The 16,533-nt window shown below is 59.3% G+C and carries 12 protein-coding genes; 7 read left to right on the top strand and 5 right to left on the bottom strand.

Annotated elements, in window-relative coordinates:
* Window positions 1-7 precede the first annotated feature (7 nt).
* The 4 genes from H096_RS30365 (at window position 8) to H096_RS30350 (ending at window position 3,068) form a co-directional block, all read left to right on the top strand.
* Window positions 8-823 (top strand): protein-glutamate O-methyltransferase CheR, encoded by an 816-nt coding sequence (locus H096_RS30365; protein ID WP_028616189.1) that lies wholly within the window; start codon window positions 8-10, stop codon window positions 821-823.
* Complete coding sequence (locus tag H096_RS30360; protein ID WP_033902898.1) at window positions 820-1,425, top strand: chemotaxis protein CheB; 606 nt, start codon at window positions 820-822, stop codon at window positions 1,423-1,425. Before H096_RS30365 ends, H096_RS30360 begins: the two co-directional genes overlap by 4 nt.
* Complete coding sequence (locus H096_RS30355) at window positions 1,419-2,612, top strand: hybrid sensor histidine kinase/response regulator (RefSeq protein ID WP_033902897.1); 1,194 nt, start codon at window positions 1,419-1,421, stop codon at window positions 2,610-2,612. The genes H096_RS30360 and H096_RS30355 overlap by 7 nt, the downstream gene beginning before the upstream one ends.
* 78 nt (window positions 2,613-2,690) lie before the next feature.
* Window positions 2,691-3,068, top strand: coding sequence for a response regulator (locus H096_RS30350; RefSeq protein ID WP_003217591.1), 378 nt, complete (start codon window positions 2,691-2,693; stop codon window positions 3,066-3,068).
* A gap of 36 nt (window positions 3,069-3,104) precedes the next feature.
* Here the strand turns inward: H096_RS30350 and H096_RS30345 are convergent, their stop codons facing one another.
* The 5 genes from H096_RS30345 to H096_RS30325 all read right to left on the bottom strand — a co-directional run bounded on the left by H096_RS30345 (window position 3,105) and on the right by H096_RS30325 (window position 13,227).
* The gene (locus H096_RS30345; protein ID WP_051422256.1) at window positions 3,105-7,787 is read right to left on the bottom strand and encodes a hypothetical protein; all 4,683 of its coding nucleotides are present in this window, start codon (window positions 7,785-7,787) and stop codon (window positions 3,105-3,107) included.
* A gap of 103 nt (window positions 7,788-7,890) precedes the next feature.
* On the bottom strand, window positions 7,891-9,561 hold the full coding sequence (locus H096_RS30340; protein WP_033902896.1) for an ATP-binding protein: 1,671 nt from the start codon (window positions 9,559-9,561) through the stop codon (window positions 7,891-7,893).
* Window positions 9,561-11,060 carry an ATPase domain-containing protein gene (locus H096_RS30335; RefSeq protein ID WP_033902895.1) on the bottom strand — a complete coding sequence of 500 codons (1,500 nt, stop codon included), beginning with the start codon at window positions 11,058-11,060 and terminating at the stop codon, window positions 9,561-9,563. The genes H096_RS30340 and H096_RS30335 overlap by 1 nt, the downstream gene beginning before the upstream one ends.
* A 144-nt stretch (window positions 11,061-11,204) precedes the next feature.
* On the bottom strand, window positions 11,205-12,263 hold the full coding sequence (locus H096_RS30330) for a tetratricopeptide repeat protein (RefSeq protein WP_033902894.1): 1,059 nt from the start codon (window positions 12,261-12,263) through the stop codon (window positions 11,205-11,207).
* Between the two features lie 70 nt (window positions 12,264-12,333).
* The gene (locus H096_RS30325; protein ID WP_033902893.1) at window positions 12,334-13,227 is read right to left on the bottom strand and encodes a bestrophin family protein; all 894 of its coding nucleotides are present in this window, start codon (window positions 13,225-13,227) and stop codon (window positions 12,334-12,336) included.
* Between the two features lie 200 nt (window positions 13,228-13,427).
* Between H096_RS30325 and H096_RS30320 the strand changes: the two genes are divergently transcribed.
* From H096_RS30320 to H096_RS30310, 3 genes are read left to right on the top strand one after another with little or no spacing between them, the layout of a single operon-like run.
* Window positions 13,428-14,195 (top strand): SDR family NAD(P)-dependent oxidoreductase, encoded by a 768-nt coding sequence (locus H096_RS30320; RefSeq protein WP_033902892.1) that lies wholly within the window; start codon window positions 13,428-13,430, stop codon window positions 14,193-14,195.
* A 12-nt stretch (window positions 14,196-14,207) separates the two neighbouring features.
* Window positions 14,208-15,392, top strand: coding sequence for an acetyl-CoA C-acyltransferase (locus tag H096_RS30315; RefSeq protein WP_033902891.1), 1,185 nt, complete (start codon window positions 14,208-14,210; stop codon window positions 15,390-15,392).
* Window positions 15,393-15,401: 9 nt separating this feature from the next.
* The gene (locus tag H096_RS30310) at window positions 15,402-16,529 is read left to right on the top strand and encodes an acyl-CoA dehydrogenase (RefSeq protein WP_033902890.1); all 1,128 of its coding nucleotides are present in this window, start codon (window positions 15,402-15,404) and stop codon (window positions 16,527-16,529) included.
* Window positions 16,530-16,533 lie beyond the last annotated feature (4 nt).

The following is a 16,533-nucleotide window of genomic DNA, read 5'->3' as shown; positions in this document are numbered from 1 at the left end:
AAGTTTTTTGGAAAAAAGCAGCGATATTGAGCTGCGCCTGTTGATCGAGGCGATTTACCTCAAGTACAGCTACGACTTCCGGGATTACTCCGGGGCGTCGGTGAAGCGGCGCGTGGCCCATGCCCTGCGCCAATTCGACTGCGCGACCATCTCCGCCTTGCAGGAGCGTGTGCTGCATGACCCGGCGGCGTTCATGCAGCTGTTGCAGTTCCTGACGATTCCAGTGAGCGAGATGTTCCGCGACCCGTCGCACTTCCTGGCGATCCGCCAGGAAGTGGTGCCGCTGCTCAAGACTTATCCGTCGATCAAAATCTGGATCGCCGGCTGCAGCACGGGCGAGGAGGTGTACTCCATGGCGATCCTGCTGCGCGAGGAGGGTTTGCTGGAGCGTACGATCATCTACGCCACCGACATCAACCCGGCGTCGCTGGACAAGGCCAAGCAGGGCATCTTCTCCCTGGAGAACGTACGCGCCTACACCGCCAACTATCAGCAGGCCGGTGGGCAACGTTCATTTGCCGACTACTACACCGCGGCTTACGATTACGCGATCTTCGATAAAACGCTGCGCGAGAATGTCACCTTTGCCGATCACAGCTTGGCAACCGACAGTGTATTCTCAGAGACTCAATTAATTTCGTGCCGTAACGTACTGATTTATTTCAATAAAAAATTGCAAGATCGCGCGTTTGGATTGTTCCATGAGTCGCTGTGTCATCGCGGCTTCCTGGTGCTGGGCAGCAAAGAGACCTTGGATTTCTCCGCGTACGGCAAGCAGTTCGAACCCTTGGTCAAACAGGAACGGATCTACCGCAAACTATGAATCAAGCGGCTGCCAGCCCGGCATCGGTCCGGGGCATAGAAGCGATCGTCATCGGCGCCTCCGCCGGTGGCGTGGAGGCGTTGCTGACGATATTCGCCGAGCTGCCCGCCGATTTTGGCTTGCCGATCATTACCGTCCTGCACCTGCCGGACGAGCGTCGCAGCCAATTAGCCGAAGTGTTCGACCGCCGCGTGGCCATGCCTGTAGTGGAGGCCCGTGACAAGGAAGTGATCAAGCCGGGCACATTGTATTTTGCCGGCCCTGGCTATCACCTGTCGGTGGAACACGACCGCAGCCTGTCCCTGAGCCAGGAAGACCGCGTGCACCATTCGCGGCCGGCGATTGATTTCCTCTTCGAATCCGCCGCCGATGCCTACGGCACGGGCCTGCTGGCCATTCTGTTGACCGGCGCCAACCATGACGGCGCGCGCGGCCTGGCTCACGTCAAGCAACACGGTGGAACCACTGTGGTGCAAGAGCCCACAGAAGCACGCGTTGCCGTCATGCCCCGCGCAGCCTTGGCGCTGCACACACCCGACCACATTCTGACGCTGAGCCACATTGGCTCATTGCTGGCTTCCCTGGAATATTCCCCATGTTAAGTACTGTCCAGGCCAAACTGCTGATCGTCGACGATCTGCCGGAAAACCTGCTGGCCCTTGAAGCGCTGATCAAGCGCGAGGACCGCCAGGTGTTCAAGGCATTGAGCGCCGACGAAGCCTTGTCCCTGTTGCTGGAGCATGAGTTCGCCATGGCGATTCTCGATGTACAGATGCCCGGCATGAATGGTTTCGAGCTGGCCGAATTGATGCGCGGTACCGAAAAGACCAAGAACATCCCGATTGTGTTCGTCAGCGCCGCCGGCCGCGAGCTCAATTACGCCTTCAAGGGCTATGAAAGCGGCGCGGTAGACTTTTTGCACAAGCCGTTGGATATCCATGCGGTGAAAAGCAAGGTCAACGTGTTCGTCGACCTTTTCCGCCAAAGCAAGGCCATGAAACAACAGGTCGAAGCCCTGGAGCGCAGCCGGCGCGAGCAGGAACTGCTGCTGACGCGCCTGCAGGCCACCCAGGCCGAGTTGGAGCAGGCGGTGCGCATGCGGGACGACTTCATGTCGATTGTTGCTCATGAAGTGCGTACGCCCCTCAACGGCCTGATCCTGGAGACCCAACTGCGCAAGATGCACCTGGCCCGTGACAACGCCGCCGCGTTCACCCTGGACAAGATGCACGCCATGGTCGACCGCGATGAGCGTCAGATCCAGAGCCTGATCCGCCTGATCGAAGACATGCTTGATGTATCGCGCATCCGCACCGGCAAACTGTCGATACGTCCGGCGCGCTTCGACCTGACGCAGTTGGTGAGCAACCTGGTGGAAAACTTTGCGCCTCAAGTGGCTGCGGCGGATTCGTCCATGACACTGGCCGCCGACGGCCCGGTCGAAGGCAACTGGGACGAGTTCCGTATCGAGCAAGTGGTGACCAACCTGCTGACCAATGCACTGCGTTACGGGGCCAAAAGTCCGGTAAAAGTGCGTGTGTACAGCGAGCATGGCGAGGCACGGGTGGAAGTGCGCGACCATGGGATCGGCATCAGCGAAGAGAACCAGAAGCGCATTTTTCAACAGTTTGAGCGCGTGTCCGCCAGCCAAGTGGCTGCAGGCCTGGGTCTCGGGCTGTTCATTTCCGAGCAGATCGTTGCGGCCCATGGTGGCACTATCGAAGTCGAGAGCCAGATAGGCGAGGGCGCCTTGTTCCGGGTATGCCTGCCGTTGCAGGCCTCGGCATGAATTCAATCGTCACCTCGACGCAACCTCTGCGTGACCCCATGGTCGTAATTGCAGCAATTGACCGGACTAAGGCTTCCCATGAGTGAAGATGCACAAGATGTCGTTCTGATCGTCGAGGACGACGAATCCATTATGTTTGTGCTGGGTGAATACCTGGCCGGCCTGGGCTATCGGGTGTTGAAGGCGATTGATGGGGAGCAGGCCTTCGAAATCCTCGCGACCAAGCCGCACCTGGACCTGATGGTCACCGATTACCGCCTGCCCGGCGGGATTTCCGGGGTGCAGATCGCCGAGCCGGCGATCAAATTGCGCCCTGAGCTGAAAGTGATCTTCATCAGCGGTTACCCGCAGGAAATCCTCGACTGCAACAGCCCGATCACGCGCAATGCACCGATCCTGGCCAAGCCGTTTGACCTGGATACGCTGCAAGAGCATATCCAGCGGTTGTTGGCTTGAAAGAGGCGGCGTCCTCCCGTTGCGACGCCGCTGTTTTCAAAGGGGTGATGGCTTTAGTTTGTTGACGTTGGCATTGAGCACGCTGGCCGGGGTAAAGGCGAATTGCCAACCTGCATTTCCATTAAATCCGTCGATGAAGTTCTGCAGGCCTTTGTGTTTGCCATTGCCAAGGTTGTAAACCGTCATTGCGCCACTGAGCTGGGGCGGGTTGTCATTCCTCACCATTGCCGCATCCAGGTCCAGGTTGTTCGTATTGAACAGCATCAACTCATTGCTACTGGTTTTCTGGATGTAGACGGTATGACCGAACTGACCATTGGGTGTGGAGTGCTTGAAATTGAGAAACCCAGACTCGGTAATCTCGGCCGGGTTGAATTGATCTTTCAAGTTGCCTGGTTTGACCTCCATGAGCTCAAGGTAGCGGGTTGAATAATTGATGCCGTCACTACCGTTCGTTGTGTCGGTAACGGCATCGAATACTTTGGGAGAGAGCGTCTTTTCAGCCTGCCCGACACGCAGGGACGCTTGATAACAGTTCAGCGCATGATTGTCCGGGTCTGCATGCAGTTTCTCCCAGTTCATCTTCAATTGCTGGTGACTGAGAGGATGCGGCGCGGCGGACGGAATAATTTGCGCCTCATACAGTTTTTTGAACGCCGGACCGAACACGCTGTTTTTCTGCTGCCACTGATCGTCATGATCAAATACCTTGAACTTCAGTGTGTTTGAATCGTTGGCGTGGGTTTTATACTGCACATTCATTTTTTTATCGTGAAATAGCTTTTTAAGGCCTCCTTCCATGTCCGCCGCGCTCGAAAACGTTGCGACACCGTGGTTGGGGTCATAAAAGTAAAAGCTTTTAACATCACCCTCGATTTTGACGCCGGCGGCCATTGCGTGGCCCGGAGAGTCAATCATCACCGACTTTGAAACCGCGGAATCGGCCAATCCCTTTACCATCTCTTGATAGGTCTCCAAGCGAGGGACTTTGCCGGCGTGGAAGGCCGTTTCGCCACCTACCTGGACCTGAAGCTTGCGCAGCGATTCCATGAACCGTCGGGAAGTGGGGTCTGTGGGAAAAGCCGCTGCGGTGTACATGTTCTTGATCAGCAGATGATCCTTGCCCTCGGCCATAGCGCTCGCGAATGTGCGCGCCAGTGCCGCGCATTGTCCTTCGGACAGTTGGGATGTCTGGCTGAAGTAAACCACTTGCGGCATGGGCGTCACGCTGCCGAAGCGCGGTTCTATATTGTCGATGAAACGGGCCACACCACGATGAGCGAACGCGTAGGCGAGATCGTCGTATCTGCGCATCAAGACACCTGCCTGAAGGGCGGTCAGGTTTTGGTTACCGCCCAACTTGATCAGGTCCGCAATTTTTGAGGACTTTGATAGCCCAGGTACACTTGCCAGGGTTCCAGAGCTGTAGCCATTTTCAAATGCGTCCCTCTCGTCACCTTCCCGGTGCTTACGAACAGCCTTTTTCCAAGTGTTCACAACATTGTCATCGAGCTTGCCGACACTCCTCGTTGTCTCCCAGCCTCCGAGCCGGTTCGTTTCCAGTCGTGCACTGGGCACGAAGTCATCCAGCGACTTGCCAAACGCCTGCCCGCTGGCGGTATCGAAAGCGTGCCATTTATCGCCGCTGAGCACGGCGGGCCCTTCAACAACGGTACCTTGCAGCTTGAATGTCCCGATGGCACTGGCGTCGAAGCGTTTGCTGGCCTTGAGCAGGTCATAGCTGTCGATACTGCCGCGTAGCCAACGGTAGGAATAGACGGAGCCGTTTGCTCCGGCCTTGGCTGATCGAACCGCCAGATTACCCAAACCGTCCAGAGGATTGAGCGTACTGATCGCAGCGCGCCCGACAATTTTTGTTCCTCGGGCGATTTTGCTGGCGACAGAGGCACCCAGCTGGAGGGCCTTGGCGCCTTTGGCTGCGGCACCCAACCCAAGCATGAAACCGAAAGCGTCCATGGTCAGGTCGATAATGCCTTCACCGTAGTTACCCTCACTGAAGTTTTTGATCGCGGACCTCAGCGGAATCAAATTCAGCATGAACTCAGTGGCGGTCTTGTAAAAGGGCACTTCAGTATCGAATGTGGTCAGCCCTTGGGCGGCTTTCTTGAGGCCATCGATATTCACCTCTTTCACCATCGCTGCAGCAATGTAGGACGTGCGGTCACTGCTGAAGCTATTGGGTATGCCCGATGCACCTTTGGTTTCATCGGCAATGCCGCTGTCATAGGTGCCTGAGGGCACAACCCCCTGGTACGTCACAGATCCTTCTTGCTGCGAGACATCAAAGTCTCCCAAGTCATCGCGGTGGAGGATCTTGTTCTGCTTGATATCTATTTCGTAGATATTGACCTTACCCTCGCGTTCGGTCCTCACCAGCAGGCTATGGCCCTCAGACACGGTCGTCCTGCTTTTCACGACGTTGCGGCTGAAGGCCTCATGCTCGGTGATGACTTGTTTGGCCAATGTGATCTTGCCAAACTCGAAGTTGCGCCGGTGTTCCAGGCTTTGCGTCGATACAAGCTGTTTGACTTGGGTCGCCACGCTCTTGTTGATGCCGTCGGCGTAAAGGGGGAAGGCGACCCTGAAGTCGTTTTTCAAATGCGGAAGATCGATCAGAACGGGCAGTATTGTGTCGAGATCGACATCGGTTGACGTCGAGATCCACGGGTTTGCGCTGTCGGCCGTGTCCCGCGTAATCCCATCATAAAAACCCGGCGTCCCCTGCGCGCCGTCGTGCATATACAGATCAAGCAACGAGTAGGGGCCGGGGAAATCCAGGTGCTGACGTTTCAACTCGATGCACTTTTTCTCAAAGAGCGTGGGCGCCATATCAGGAAAGGCCTTTGCCAGTTCCTGCAATCCTTTTTGCTTCACATCGGGCATTACCCTCGAATGGGCGGCAGACGCCGCACTCAATTCGCTGATGTGTTGATCAAATGCCTTGCGCACCGCCAGCATGGCCTCATCGGACACAGGAAACTCCATCCCGTTGACGACCGCCCAATCCTTCAGCGCCTGTTGTTGCGCCTGGTACTCGACCTGGCGCTGCTCAAGGCTGATCGGCGCGATGTCGGCGGCGAGCATCACTTGCGCATACGTCATAGCCGCCGTAGCCCCCGGCGCGCTCGCTTCGATGCGTGAAACTGCGGTAGCGAAACTGACCCAGCTATGGGTACCGAACTTCACCGCATCGGGGATCCCCTTGACCAGCAACTCCGGGGCCTGAGAGGACAGCAGCAGGTGTGCCAAAAGCTGAGCTTTTTCGTAGGAAGAGGACCTGCCGGTGTCAAGCAAGTGATCAGTCAGTGTCAGCACAATCTCTGAGGCCGTGTACGCACCATTTCTGGCATCTGTAAGCAAAAACCCCGCGATATTGCGTTTATCGCCTTGCTGCGCGTGCTGTGGATCGGCGCTCATGGCCGCCAGCAACCAATCATTCGCACTGCCGCTGACGGATCTGTTAATAAACCGGGCTTGAATCGCTTGACCCAGCGCACGGCCTTTTGGCGAGTTGATCAGGCGATCGAGCAACCGACGCGGATTGCTCAGCGCCTCAGGCGCGATGACTGCCTTATCCAGCAGGTATTCAAGCACGTTGGCGAATGGCGAAATGTCGATATCGCCAAAGGCCCCCTGACGCAGGTCTGCCATGAGTTCCAGCCGTGTGAGGTTGTCTGCGGGCAGCGGCCAGTCGAGCGCACCCGCGTAGTTGTCATGCTCGGGACGTACGGGGGATGGCGTTATCAACGCCTGTACAACATTTTCCAACTGGGCGTGATCGGTTGGAATATCCCAGCCATTACTGATAAATATCTGTTCGAGACTGGGTATGGTGCCCGCATATTCAGAATCACTGTCGGGATGGACCAATGCATGGTAGTCCGTCAGATAGGTCGAGATCTCAGCCGTGCCCGACTCCAGTCCCGCGAGCAATGTCTTCAATGTTTCAGCGACATTGCGTCGGGTGTGCACGTTACCCAGCAAGGCTTTTTGCTGTGCCAAGGTGTCTTCGTCGCGCTGGGCGCGCAGCTCTGCGAACGCTGGATCGTTGATCACAGGAAAGCCTTTCCCGGCCGCAAAGTCCGCGACACGCTCCTGGGGTGTTGGGAGAGGCGAAACATTGCGTTCTCTGTAGAAATGACCGATCAGTACCATCGGTGCAATGTTGCTGGTCTTGGCCTGAGGCGGCTTGAATGTCGCAAAATACGAACCGGCAGCAATAACGTGTGCGGCCATCATGAGGTGGCGGCTCGCGGCCGCCCACTGCGCATCGTCCTGTCCTACAGTGTGTATGACTTGCCGCGGGTCCAGCAGGCGTTTGAGCCGGAACATGACTTGTCCCTCGCCTGGATTGATTTCCACTGAGTCCGGGTCAATGCCGCGATCATTCATCCATTGCGTGATATCGGGCGCCTGGAACGCACGTTTCAACTGCGCCCACCATTGACCGAACGTCGAGTTGGCTGGAATGGGCGACACCTGACCGTCTATAGCATGATCATCCAAGGACTTGGCCAGCGTTATTCCGTAGTGTTTTGACAGCTCCAGATCGCCTTGGCTGCGGGTGTTTCCTTGAGGCGGGGGAGACTCTATGGGTTGGCTACTGGCAGCAAGGGGCGCTTGCGTGAGGGGGCGCTGCTGAAATTGGGTCAATGGCAGGTGGAGGGGCGCTGTATGGATTGGGCCGGCAACGGTCATAGGTTCGCTCGTCGGGATGTATGAATACCAGAGTGTTTGTATTCATAACCACAACAACGATTCCAATCCTAATGTGTGTAGCTGTTGCCAGACATATCACGCTTTATTGCTGGATCATTTCCCGAACTTTCGCCGTCAACAAATCGAACGTGAACGGCTTGGTGATCAGTTGCATGCCCGGATCCAGAAACCCACCCCGCACCGCCGCATGCTCGGCGTACCCGGTGATGAACAACACCTTGAGCTCTGGCCGGATCTGCCGGCCGATTTCCGCCAGTTGGCGGCCGTTCATGCCCGGCAGGCCAACATCGCTGATCATCAGGTCGATGCGATGGTCCGACTCGATGATCGGCACGGCTGTATCAGCATCACCCGCTTCGATAAACCCATAGCCCAACTCCTTAAGCACTGAGCCGACCAATACACGCACCGCAGGGTCGTCCTCGACGATCAGTACCGTTTCTCCGGCATTGGCGAAGGGCAGCAGCGCTGCATCGGCCGCCACATCGGCCACGACTTCCCCAATGAATCGAGGCAGAAACAGGCTGACTGTCGTGCCTTTGCCGACTTCACTGTGAATGGTGACATGACCATGTGACTGGCGGGCGAACCCGTAGATCATCGACAACCCCAGGCCCGTGCCCTGGCCGATCGGCTTGGTGGTGAAGAACGGATCGAACACGCGCCCCATCACACTTTCCGGAATGCCGCAGCCGGTGTCGCTGACGCTCAGTTCAACGTAGTCACCGGGTTTCAAGGTGCCGTAGGCGGCGGTGAAGACGCTGTCGAGGTGGCGGTTAGTGGTCTCCACGGTCAGGCTGCCGCCGTTGGGCATGGCGTCCCGCGCATTGATGACCAGGTTGAGCAGGGCGCTTTCCAGTTGATTGGGGTCGGCCTCGGCGGTCCAGAGTTGGCCGGTGAGACGCATATCCAGGGCGATGCTCTCGTTGATGCTGCGTTGCAGCAATTCGCCCATCGAGGTCACCAGTTGGTTGATCTCCACGGGTTTGGAATCAAGGGACTGGCGACGGGAAAACGCCAGCAAACGGTGAGTCAGGCCCGCAGCACGGTTGGCCGAGGTCACGCCCAGGTCGATCAGGCTGTCGAGGTCGTCCAGTTTGCCACGGGACACACGCCTTCGCAGCAGCTCCAGGCTGCCGATGATGCCGGTGAGCATATTGTTGAAGTCATGGGCGATGCCGCCGGTCAACTGGCCGACCGCTTCCATCTTCTGGGACTGGCGCAGGGCATCTTCGTTGTGGCGCAGTTGCGCCGTGCGTTCTTCGACCTGTTGTTCCAGGGTTTCCAGGGTGAGTTGCAGGCGCAGTTCGCTTTCACTCAGGTCGATCAGCCGGTCGCGGGCTTCGTATTGCCGACGACGCCCGCGCAGGGCGGTGCTGACCAGGCTGATCAGCGTCACCGGATGGAACGGACGCTCCAGGAACGTCACGTTGCCCAGCAAGGCGCTGAACTGGGATGAACCGTTCTGTTCGCTGCCGCCGTGGTGGGTCATCAAGACAATAGGCAAATCCGACCAGGCCGGTTGTTGATGCAGATGCTCCAGCAACGGATCCAGGTCAAAACCGCGCAGGGCTTCGGCAGCAATGATCAGCAGGCCGCAACCTTCCTCCAGCGCCTCACACAGCATGACCAGGTCGCTGGCGACGATGCCGTTGTAGCCGGCTTCATTGAGCATCATCAACGCCAGCGAGCCGTCACGGCCCATGGGCGCAAGGATGATTGCACGCTCGGAGATGGGGGTAAGTGCCAACACTAGCCCAAATCCTTGAGCAGGGGAGAACCGGCGCCCATGTAGGTGGGAATACCGCGCAGCACACCTTGGAAGTTATTCAAGGGCTCGCCGACCGTCATGCCCCGGCTGCCGATGCGGTATTCACGGATTGTCGACTCATGGGAGCCAGTACGCTTTTTGATTATCGAGATGGCGCGGCGCACTTCACCGATCGCTTCAAAGTAACGCAGCAGGATCACGGTATCGGCCAGGTAGGTGATGTCTACCGGCGCCTGCATATCGCCCACCAAGCCATGCTGGGCGACGGTCATGAAGGTGGCGGCACCACGGCGGTTGAGGTACAGCAGCAGTTCGTGCATGTGCAGGATCAGCGCATTCTCTTCCGGCATTGCAGCCTGATAGCCGTTGATACTGTCGATGACCACGGTCTTGATGCCCCCATCATCGACGCAACGCCGGACACGGTGGGAGAACTCGCCGGGCGACAGTTCAGCGGCGTCCACTTGCTCGATCAGCAGGTTGCCGGTGGCTTGCAAGGCCGCCAGGTCGATGCCCATGTTCTTCATGCGCTCGAACAGCAGGCCCAGCTCTTCATCGAAAATAAACAGCGCGGCCTTTTCGCCACGGGCCACGGCGGCGGCGGCGAAAATCATTGAGATCAGTGATTTGCCCGTACCGGCAGGTCCCAGGATCAGGCTGCTAGAGCCGGTCTCGATGCCACCGCCCAACAACGAATCCAGCTCGCGGATGCCACTGGTGAGGGTCTCGCGGTTGTAGCCACCACGATGCTCGGCCGCGACCAGGCGCGGGAACACATGCACGCCGCCTTGCATGATGGTGAAGTCATGGAAGCCGCCACGGTATTTTTGGCCGCGGTACTTCACCACCCGTACCCGGCGACGTTCGGCGCCGTAGTTGGGGGTCAGCTCCTCCAGGCGAATCACGCCGTGGGCGACGCTGTGCACGGTCTTGTCGAGGGACTCGGTGGTCAGGTCATCCAGCAGCAGTACGGTGGCGTCATAACGCACAAAGTAATGTTTGATCGCCAGGATCTGCCGCCGATAACGCAAAGAGCTCTGCGCCAGCAGGCGGATTTCGGAGAGGCTGTCGACGACCACACGGGTCGGCTTGACCCGCTCAACCACCTCGAAGATCTGCCGCGTGGCTTCGCCCAATTCCAGGTCAGAGGAATACAGCAGGCTTTGCTGATGTTCCGCGTTGAGCAGGCTTTCCGGAGGGGTCAGTTCGAAGATATGGATATTCTCGTCCAGGTCCCAGCCGTGGGACTTGGCACCTTGACGCAGTTCACGTTCGGTCTCGGACAAGGTGATGTACAACGAAGTCTCACCGTTTTTCGCACCCGCCTGCAGAAAATGCAGGGCGACGGTGGTTTTACCGGTGCCTGGTTCACCTTCCAGCAGGAACAGGTGGCTGCGCGATAGCCCCCCGGAAAGAATGTCATCCAGACCTTCGATGCCGGTGGCGGCCTTTTCACTGAACAGCTCATTGGATGTAGACAAGGAGTGCCCTCAGGTCACGTTCAAATAGAGGGGCGCACCTGTGTTGGCGCGCCATATTTACTTGACCGTAGTGGCCTTTAGCGGTTCAACGTTTCGTAAAATTTGTACAACGGTGGCTTGGGTTTACAAGTTTTTAGCCTGAACCTACAGACCTTGTTGCAACGCCGGATCATCCGGATTCTGTTGCTCAAGCTGCGCGAGCAGAACCTGGACGTTCTGCAACTGACCGCTTTCCTTCCAGTAATTGATCAGCAGCACGCGGGCCTTGCGATTGGCGGGGTGACGCTGAATGATTTCCTCCAGTTGGCGCTGGGCGGCTTCCAGCTCTTGCTGGGCATGCAGCGTGGTGGCGAGGTCGTAGCGGTAATCCTGATTGTCCGGTTCCAGCTCCACCGCCTTGGACAGGCCGAGCAGCGCGTACGGCCGCTCGCCGTGATGCAACAGCCACATGCCCAAGGCATGCTGCAGATAGGCTGACTCAGGGTGCGCGGCCAATTGGCGCGCCAGCAGCTGGCGGGACTCTTCCGTCTTGCCCTGTTTATCCAGCAATTCAATCTGCGCCACCACCGCTTGCAGATTGTCCGGTTGCAGGCGCATGGCTTGTTCCAGGGCATTTTGCGCCTCCGGCAACAGGGCGCTGTGGATGTACAGGCGCGCCAGTTGAATCCAGCCTTCGGCCGATTCGGGCTGGGCCTTGAGTTTCTTCACGAACTCATCGAGGACCTGCTGCAAGGGCCCGAAGTACAAGCCCAACGTATCGGGCGACAGGCCAAGCAGGGCATTGGCGGCGGCAAACCGCACGTCCTGCTCGGGGTCGTCCAGTACCGGCCCGAGCAACAGCGTGCGTTGACCGGTGGGCACCAGGCCGACAATGCTGTGGATGGCGGCTTCGCGCACCAGGGACGACTCGCTGGCCAGGTCTTTGTCTGCCAGCTTCAGCGCTTGGGGGCTGGGGTAGTTGGGTAATTCAGCATGCAACGCAGCGCGACGTCCGGGCGACAGGTCCGGCCGGCCCAGTTGCTGGTACAGCACACGCGCGGCACCCGGTTCGCCGTTACGCGCCTGTTTCAGGGCCTTGGAGTAACCATGGGCGATGGCGGGCGCTACAGCCACCGGGGTGGAGCGAGAGAAATACCAAGTGATCAGCACAATCAACAGCAGGGCGCACAGGCCGACGATGGAGTAACGGCGTGACTTTGACATGCAGGCGTCCGAAAGCGTGGGCAGCAAAGCCGTCAGCTTCGGTCAGACCACGGCAGGTGTCAAACCCGCATCAGGTCAGCACGTATTCCACCGGCTCCAGGGGCGGCGGCAGGTCGGTTTCGTCGAGGGCTGCCAACACTTCGCGCTCCAAGGTTCGCAGGAGGGCATTGCAGGGCAGGTCGTTTTCGTCAAAGCCGAACGGGTCTTCCAGATCATCACCGATTTCATCGAGGCCGAAAAACGTGTAGCTGACAATGGCGGTAAACACCGGCGTCAGCCAGCCCAGCGGCTCGGCCATGGCAAACGGCAGCAGGATACAGAACAGGTAAATGGTGCGATGCAGCAACAAGGTATAGGGGAAGGGCAGCGGCGTGCTCTTGATCCGCTCGCAGGACGCCTGCACCTGGCTGAGGCTGACCAGGCGCGTCTCCAGTTGGGTGTAGCGCCATTCGCTGATCACGCCTTGTTCGGCTAATACGGAAAACCGCGCGCCGACCTGTTGCAGCACGTTATCGGGCAAGTTGGGGTGGCTGGCCTGGACCTGACTCCACGGCTTGATGGCCAGGGCTTCATCTTCATGACGCAGCCGGGCGACCAGACCATGGGCAAACCCACACAGGCTGCGCAGCAAACCCGCACGCTCGGCCGGATCGCGCAGCACCTGGGTTTCTCGAATCAACGAGCGCACGTCGATGATCATCTGCCCCAGTTGCTTGCGGCCCTCCCACCAGCGGTCATAGCAGGCGTTGTTGCGAAAACTCATGAAGATCGACAACGACAGGCCGAGCAAGGTGAACGGCGTGGCATTGACCTTGGAAAAGTACGCCGGGTGCAGGGTTTCCACCAGCACGATCACCGAGGCCAAGAGGGTGACCAGCAAACTGCGCAGGGCGATGCGCTTGGCAATCGAGCCCTTGAGGGAAAACAGGATGCCCAGGAGGTTGGGTTTGGGTCGGACTATCATTCAGGGGCGGGCTTCTTGGGTGGCGCAGCCCATCAGAGTAGAAGCCTGCAGTGTGCCCGTCCAATCGCTTGGGCTGACCGGCTGATCGGCGCGGTCGATGACTGGCCAAACCAGTCAGGCAGGTTGAGGGCTTTGACCATTGCCGCAGTGGCGCTCTGGGGCGACTATTTCGACGATTCGGACTGTTAAAGAGAATAACAATGCAGATTGAAAACAAGATCTTCCTGATCAGCGGCGGCGCCTCTGGCCTGGGTGCGGCCACCGCTGAAATGCTTGTAGCGGCAGGCGCCAAGGTCATGCTGGTAGACCTCAACGCCGAGGCCGTGGCCGCAAAGGCCCAGCAGCTGGGCGAGAATGCCCGCAGCGCCGTGGCGGACATCAGCCAGGAAGCGGCCGCCGAAGCCGCCGTGCAGGCCACCGTTGCTGCGTTTGGCGGGCTGCATGGGCTGGTGAACTGCGCCGGGGTGGTCCGTGGCGAAAAAATCCTCGGTAAGAACGGCCCCCACGGCCTGGCCAGCTTTGCCCAGGTGATCAACGTCAACCTGATCGGCAGCTTCAACCTGCTGCGCCTGGCGGCCGCCGCCATTGCCGACACCGAGGCGAATCCCGACGGCGAGCGCGGTGTGATCATCAATACCGCCTCCGTTGCCGCGTTTGACGGTCAGATTGGCCAGGCCGCGTATTCCGCGTCCAAGGGCGCCATCGCCAGCCTCACCCTGCCGGCCGCACGCGAACTGGCGCGGTTTGGCATTCGCGTCATGACCATCGCGCCGGGCATTTTCGAGACGCCGATGATGGCTGGTATGACCCCGGAAGTCCGCGATTCCCTGGCGGCTGGCGTGCCATTCCCGCCACGCCTGGGCAAACCCGCCGAATACGCCGCGCTGGTGCGGCACATCATTGAAAACAGCATGCTCAATGGCGAGGTGATCCGTCTCGACGGTGCCTTGCGTATGGCAGCCAAATAAGGAGGATTTTCCATGACCGATCCCATCGTTATTGTCAGCGCCGTGCGCACGCCCATGGGTGGCTTCCAGGGCGACCTCAAGGGCCTGACTGCGCCGCAGTTGGGTTCTGCCGCGATCCGCGCCGCCGTCGAACGTGCCGGTATTGCTCCCGATGCCGTAGATGAAGTGCTGTTTGGCTGCGTACTACCTGCCGGCCTCGGCCAGGCGCCAGCACGCCAGGCAGCGTTAGGCGCAGGGTTGGATAAAGCCACGCGCTGCACCACCCTCAACAAAATGTGCGGCTCAGGCATGGAAGCCGCGATCCTGGCCCATGATTCGCTGCTGGCTGGCAGCGTCGACGTGGTGATAGCCGGTGGCATGGAAAGCATGTCCAACGCGCCGTACCTGCTCGACCGCGCGCGCAGTGGCTACCGCATGGGCCACGGCAAGGTGCTGGACCACATGTTCCTCGACGGCTTGGAAGATGCCTACGACAAAGGCCGCCTGATGGGCACCTTTGCCGAGGACTGCGCCCTGCACAACGGTTTTACCCGCGAGGCCCAGGACGCGTTCGCCATCGCGTCCCTGACCCGCGCGCAGGAAGCGATCTCCCACGGCCATTTTGCCGCCGAGATCGTTCCGGTACAGGTCACCGTGGGCAAAGAACAGAAAACCATCCTGCATGATGAGCAACCGCCCAAGGCCAAGCTGGACAAGATCGGCAGCCTGAAACCCGCGTTCCGCGAAGGCGGCACGGTGACGGCGGCCAACGCCAGCTCGATTTCCGATGGCGCGGCAGCCTTGCTGCTGATGCGCCAGTCCGAGGCTGAAAAACGGGGTCTCAAGCCTTTGGCCGTGATTCATGGGCATGCGGCGTTTGCCGATGAACCAGGGTTGTTCCCGGTGGCGCCGGTGGGCGCTATCCGCAAGCTGATGACCAAAACCGGCTGGAACCTGGAAGAAGTGGATCTGTTCGAGATCAACGAAGCCTTCGCCGTGGTCAGCCTGGTGACCATGAGCAAGCTGGAAATCCCCCACGCCAAGGTCAATATCCACGGCGGCGCCTGTGCCTTGGGCCATCCGATCGGTGCGTCCGGTGCGCGGATCCTGGTGACGCTGCTGTCGGCCCTGCGCCAGAACGGCCTCAAGCGTGGCGTCGCCGCCATCTGTATCGGCGGTGGTGAAGCCACGGCCATGGCCGTTGAATGCCTGTACTAAGGACTGACCATGCTGCCCAATGACGAACAACTGCAAATCAGCGACGCCGCCCGGCAATTTGTCCAGGAACGCCTGAAACCCTTTGCCGCCGAATGGGACCGCGAGCATCGCTTTCCCAAGGAAGCCATCGGTGAAATGGCCGAGCTGGGCTTCTTCGGTATGCTGGTGCCGGAACAGTGGGGCGGTTGCGACACCGGCTACCTGGCCTACGCCATGGCCCTGGAAGAAATCGCCGCCGGTGACGGCGCCTGCTCCACCATCATGAGCGTGCACAACTCGGTAGGCTGCGTGCCGATCCTCAAGTTTGGCAACGACCAGCAGAAAGAACAGTTCCTCAAACCCCTGGCCAGCGGCGCCATGCTCGGCGCCTTCGCGCTGACCGAACCCCAGGCGGGTTCCGATGCCAGCAGTTTGAAAACCCGCGCGCGCCTGGAAGGTGATCATTACGTACTCAATGGCTGCAAGCAGTTCATCACCTCCGGGCAGAACGCCGGGGTGGTGATTGTATTTGCGGTGACCGACCCTGCGGCGGGCAAGCGTGGGATCAGCGCGTTTATCGTACCCACCGACTCACCGGGCTACAGCGTGGCGCGGGTCGAAGACAAGCTCGGCCAGCATGCGTCCGATACGTGCCAGATTCTGTTTGAGGATGTGAAGGTACCGGTCGCCAACCGTCTCGGGGAGGAGGGCGAAGGCTACAAGATTGCCCTGGCCAACCTTGAGGGCGGCCGCGTGGGTATTGCGTCACAAGCGGTGGGCATGGCCCGCGCCGCCTTTGAAGCGGCCCGCGACTATGCCCGCGAGCGTGAAAGCTTCGGCAAACCGATCATTGAACACCAGGCCGTGGCCTTCCGCCTGGCGGACATGGCCACGCAAATCGCGGTCGCCCGGCAGATGGTGCATTACGCCGCCGCGCTGCGGGACAGCGGCAAGCCAGCGCTGGTGGAAGCCTCGATGGCCAAGCTGTTCGCCTCGGAAATGGCCGAGAAAGTCTGTTCGGCCGCCTTGCAAACCCTGGGCGGTTACGGTTACCTGAGCGACTTCCCCCTGGAGCGGATCTACCGCGACGTGCGGGTCTGCCAGATTTACGAAGGCACCAGCGATATCCAGCGCATGGTCATCTCACGCAATCTCTAAGGAG

Origin of the sequence: Pseudomonas sp. FH1 (assembly GCF_000510895.2) — a bacterium.
GTDB lineage: Bacteria > Pseudomonadota > Gammaproteobacteria > Pseudomonadales > Pseudomonadaceae > Aquipseudomonas > Aquipseudomonas azotoformans_A.
Note: the sequence above shows the minus strand (reverse complement) of the source record. Positions and strands in the feature narration are given on the sequence as shown.

Coding starts and splice junctions, on each gene's coding strand:
- H096_RS30320 (WP_033902892.1), top strand. CDS start 13,428: ATGCAGATTGAAAACAAGATCTTCCTGATCAGCGGCGGCGCCTCTGGC.
- H096_RS30310 (WP_033902890.1), top strand. CDS start 15,402: ATGCTGCCCAATGACGAACAACTGCAAATCAGCGACGCCGCCCGGCAA.
- H096_RS30350 (WP_003217591.1), top strand. CDS start 2,691: ATGAGTGAAGATGCACAAGATGTCGTTCTGATCGTCGAGGACGACGAA.
- H096_RS30315 (WP_033902891.1), top strand. CDS start 14,208: ATGACCGATCCCATCGTTATTGTCAGCGCCGTGCGCACGCCCATGGGT.
- H096_RS30325 (WP_033902893.1), bottom strand. CDS start 13,227: ATGATAGTCCGACCCAAACCCAACCTCCTGGGCATCCTGTTTTCCCTC.
- H096_RS30330 (WP_033902894.1), bottom strand. CDS start 12,263: ATGTCAAAGTCACGCCGTTACTCCATCGTCGGCCTGTGCGCCCTGCTG.
- H096_RS30360 (WP_033902898.1), top strand. CDS start 820: ATGAATCAAGCGGCTGCCAGCCCGGCATCGGTCCGGGGCATAGAAGCG.
- H096_RS30345 (WP_051422256.1), bottom strand. CDS start 7,787: ATGACCGTTGCCGGCCCAATCCATACAGCGCCCCTCCACCTGCCATTG.
- H096_RS30355 (WP_033902897.1), top strand. CDS start 1,419: ATGTTAAGTACTGTCCAGGCCAAACTGCTGATCGTCGACGATCTGCCG.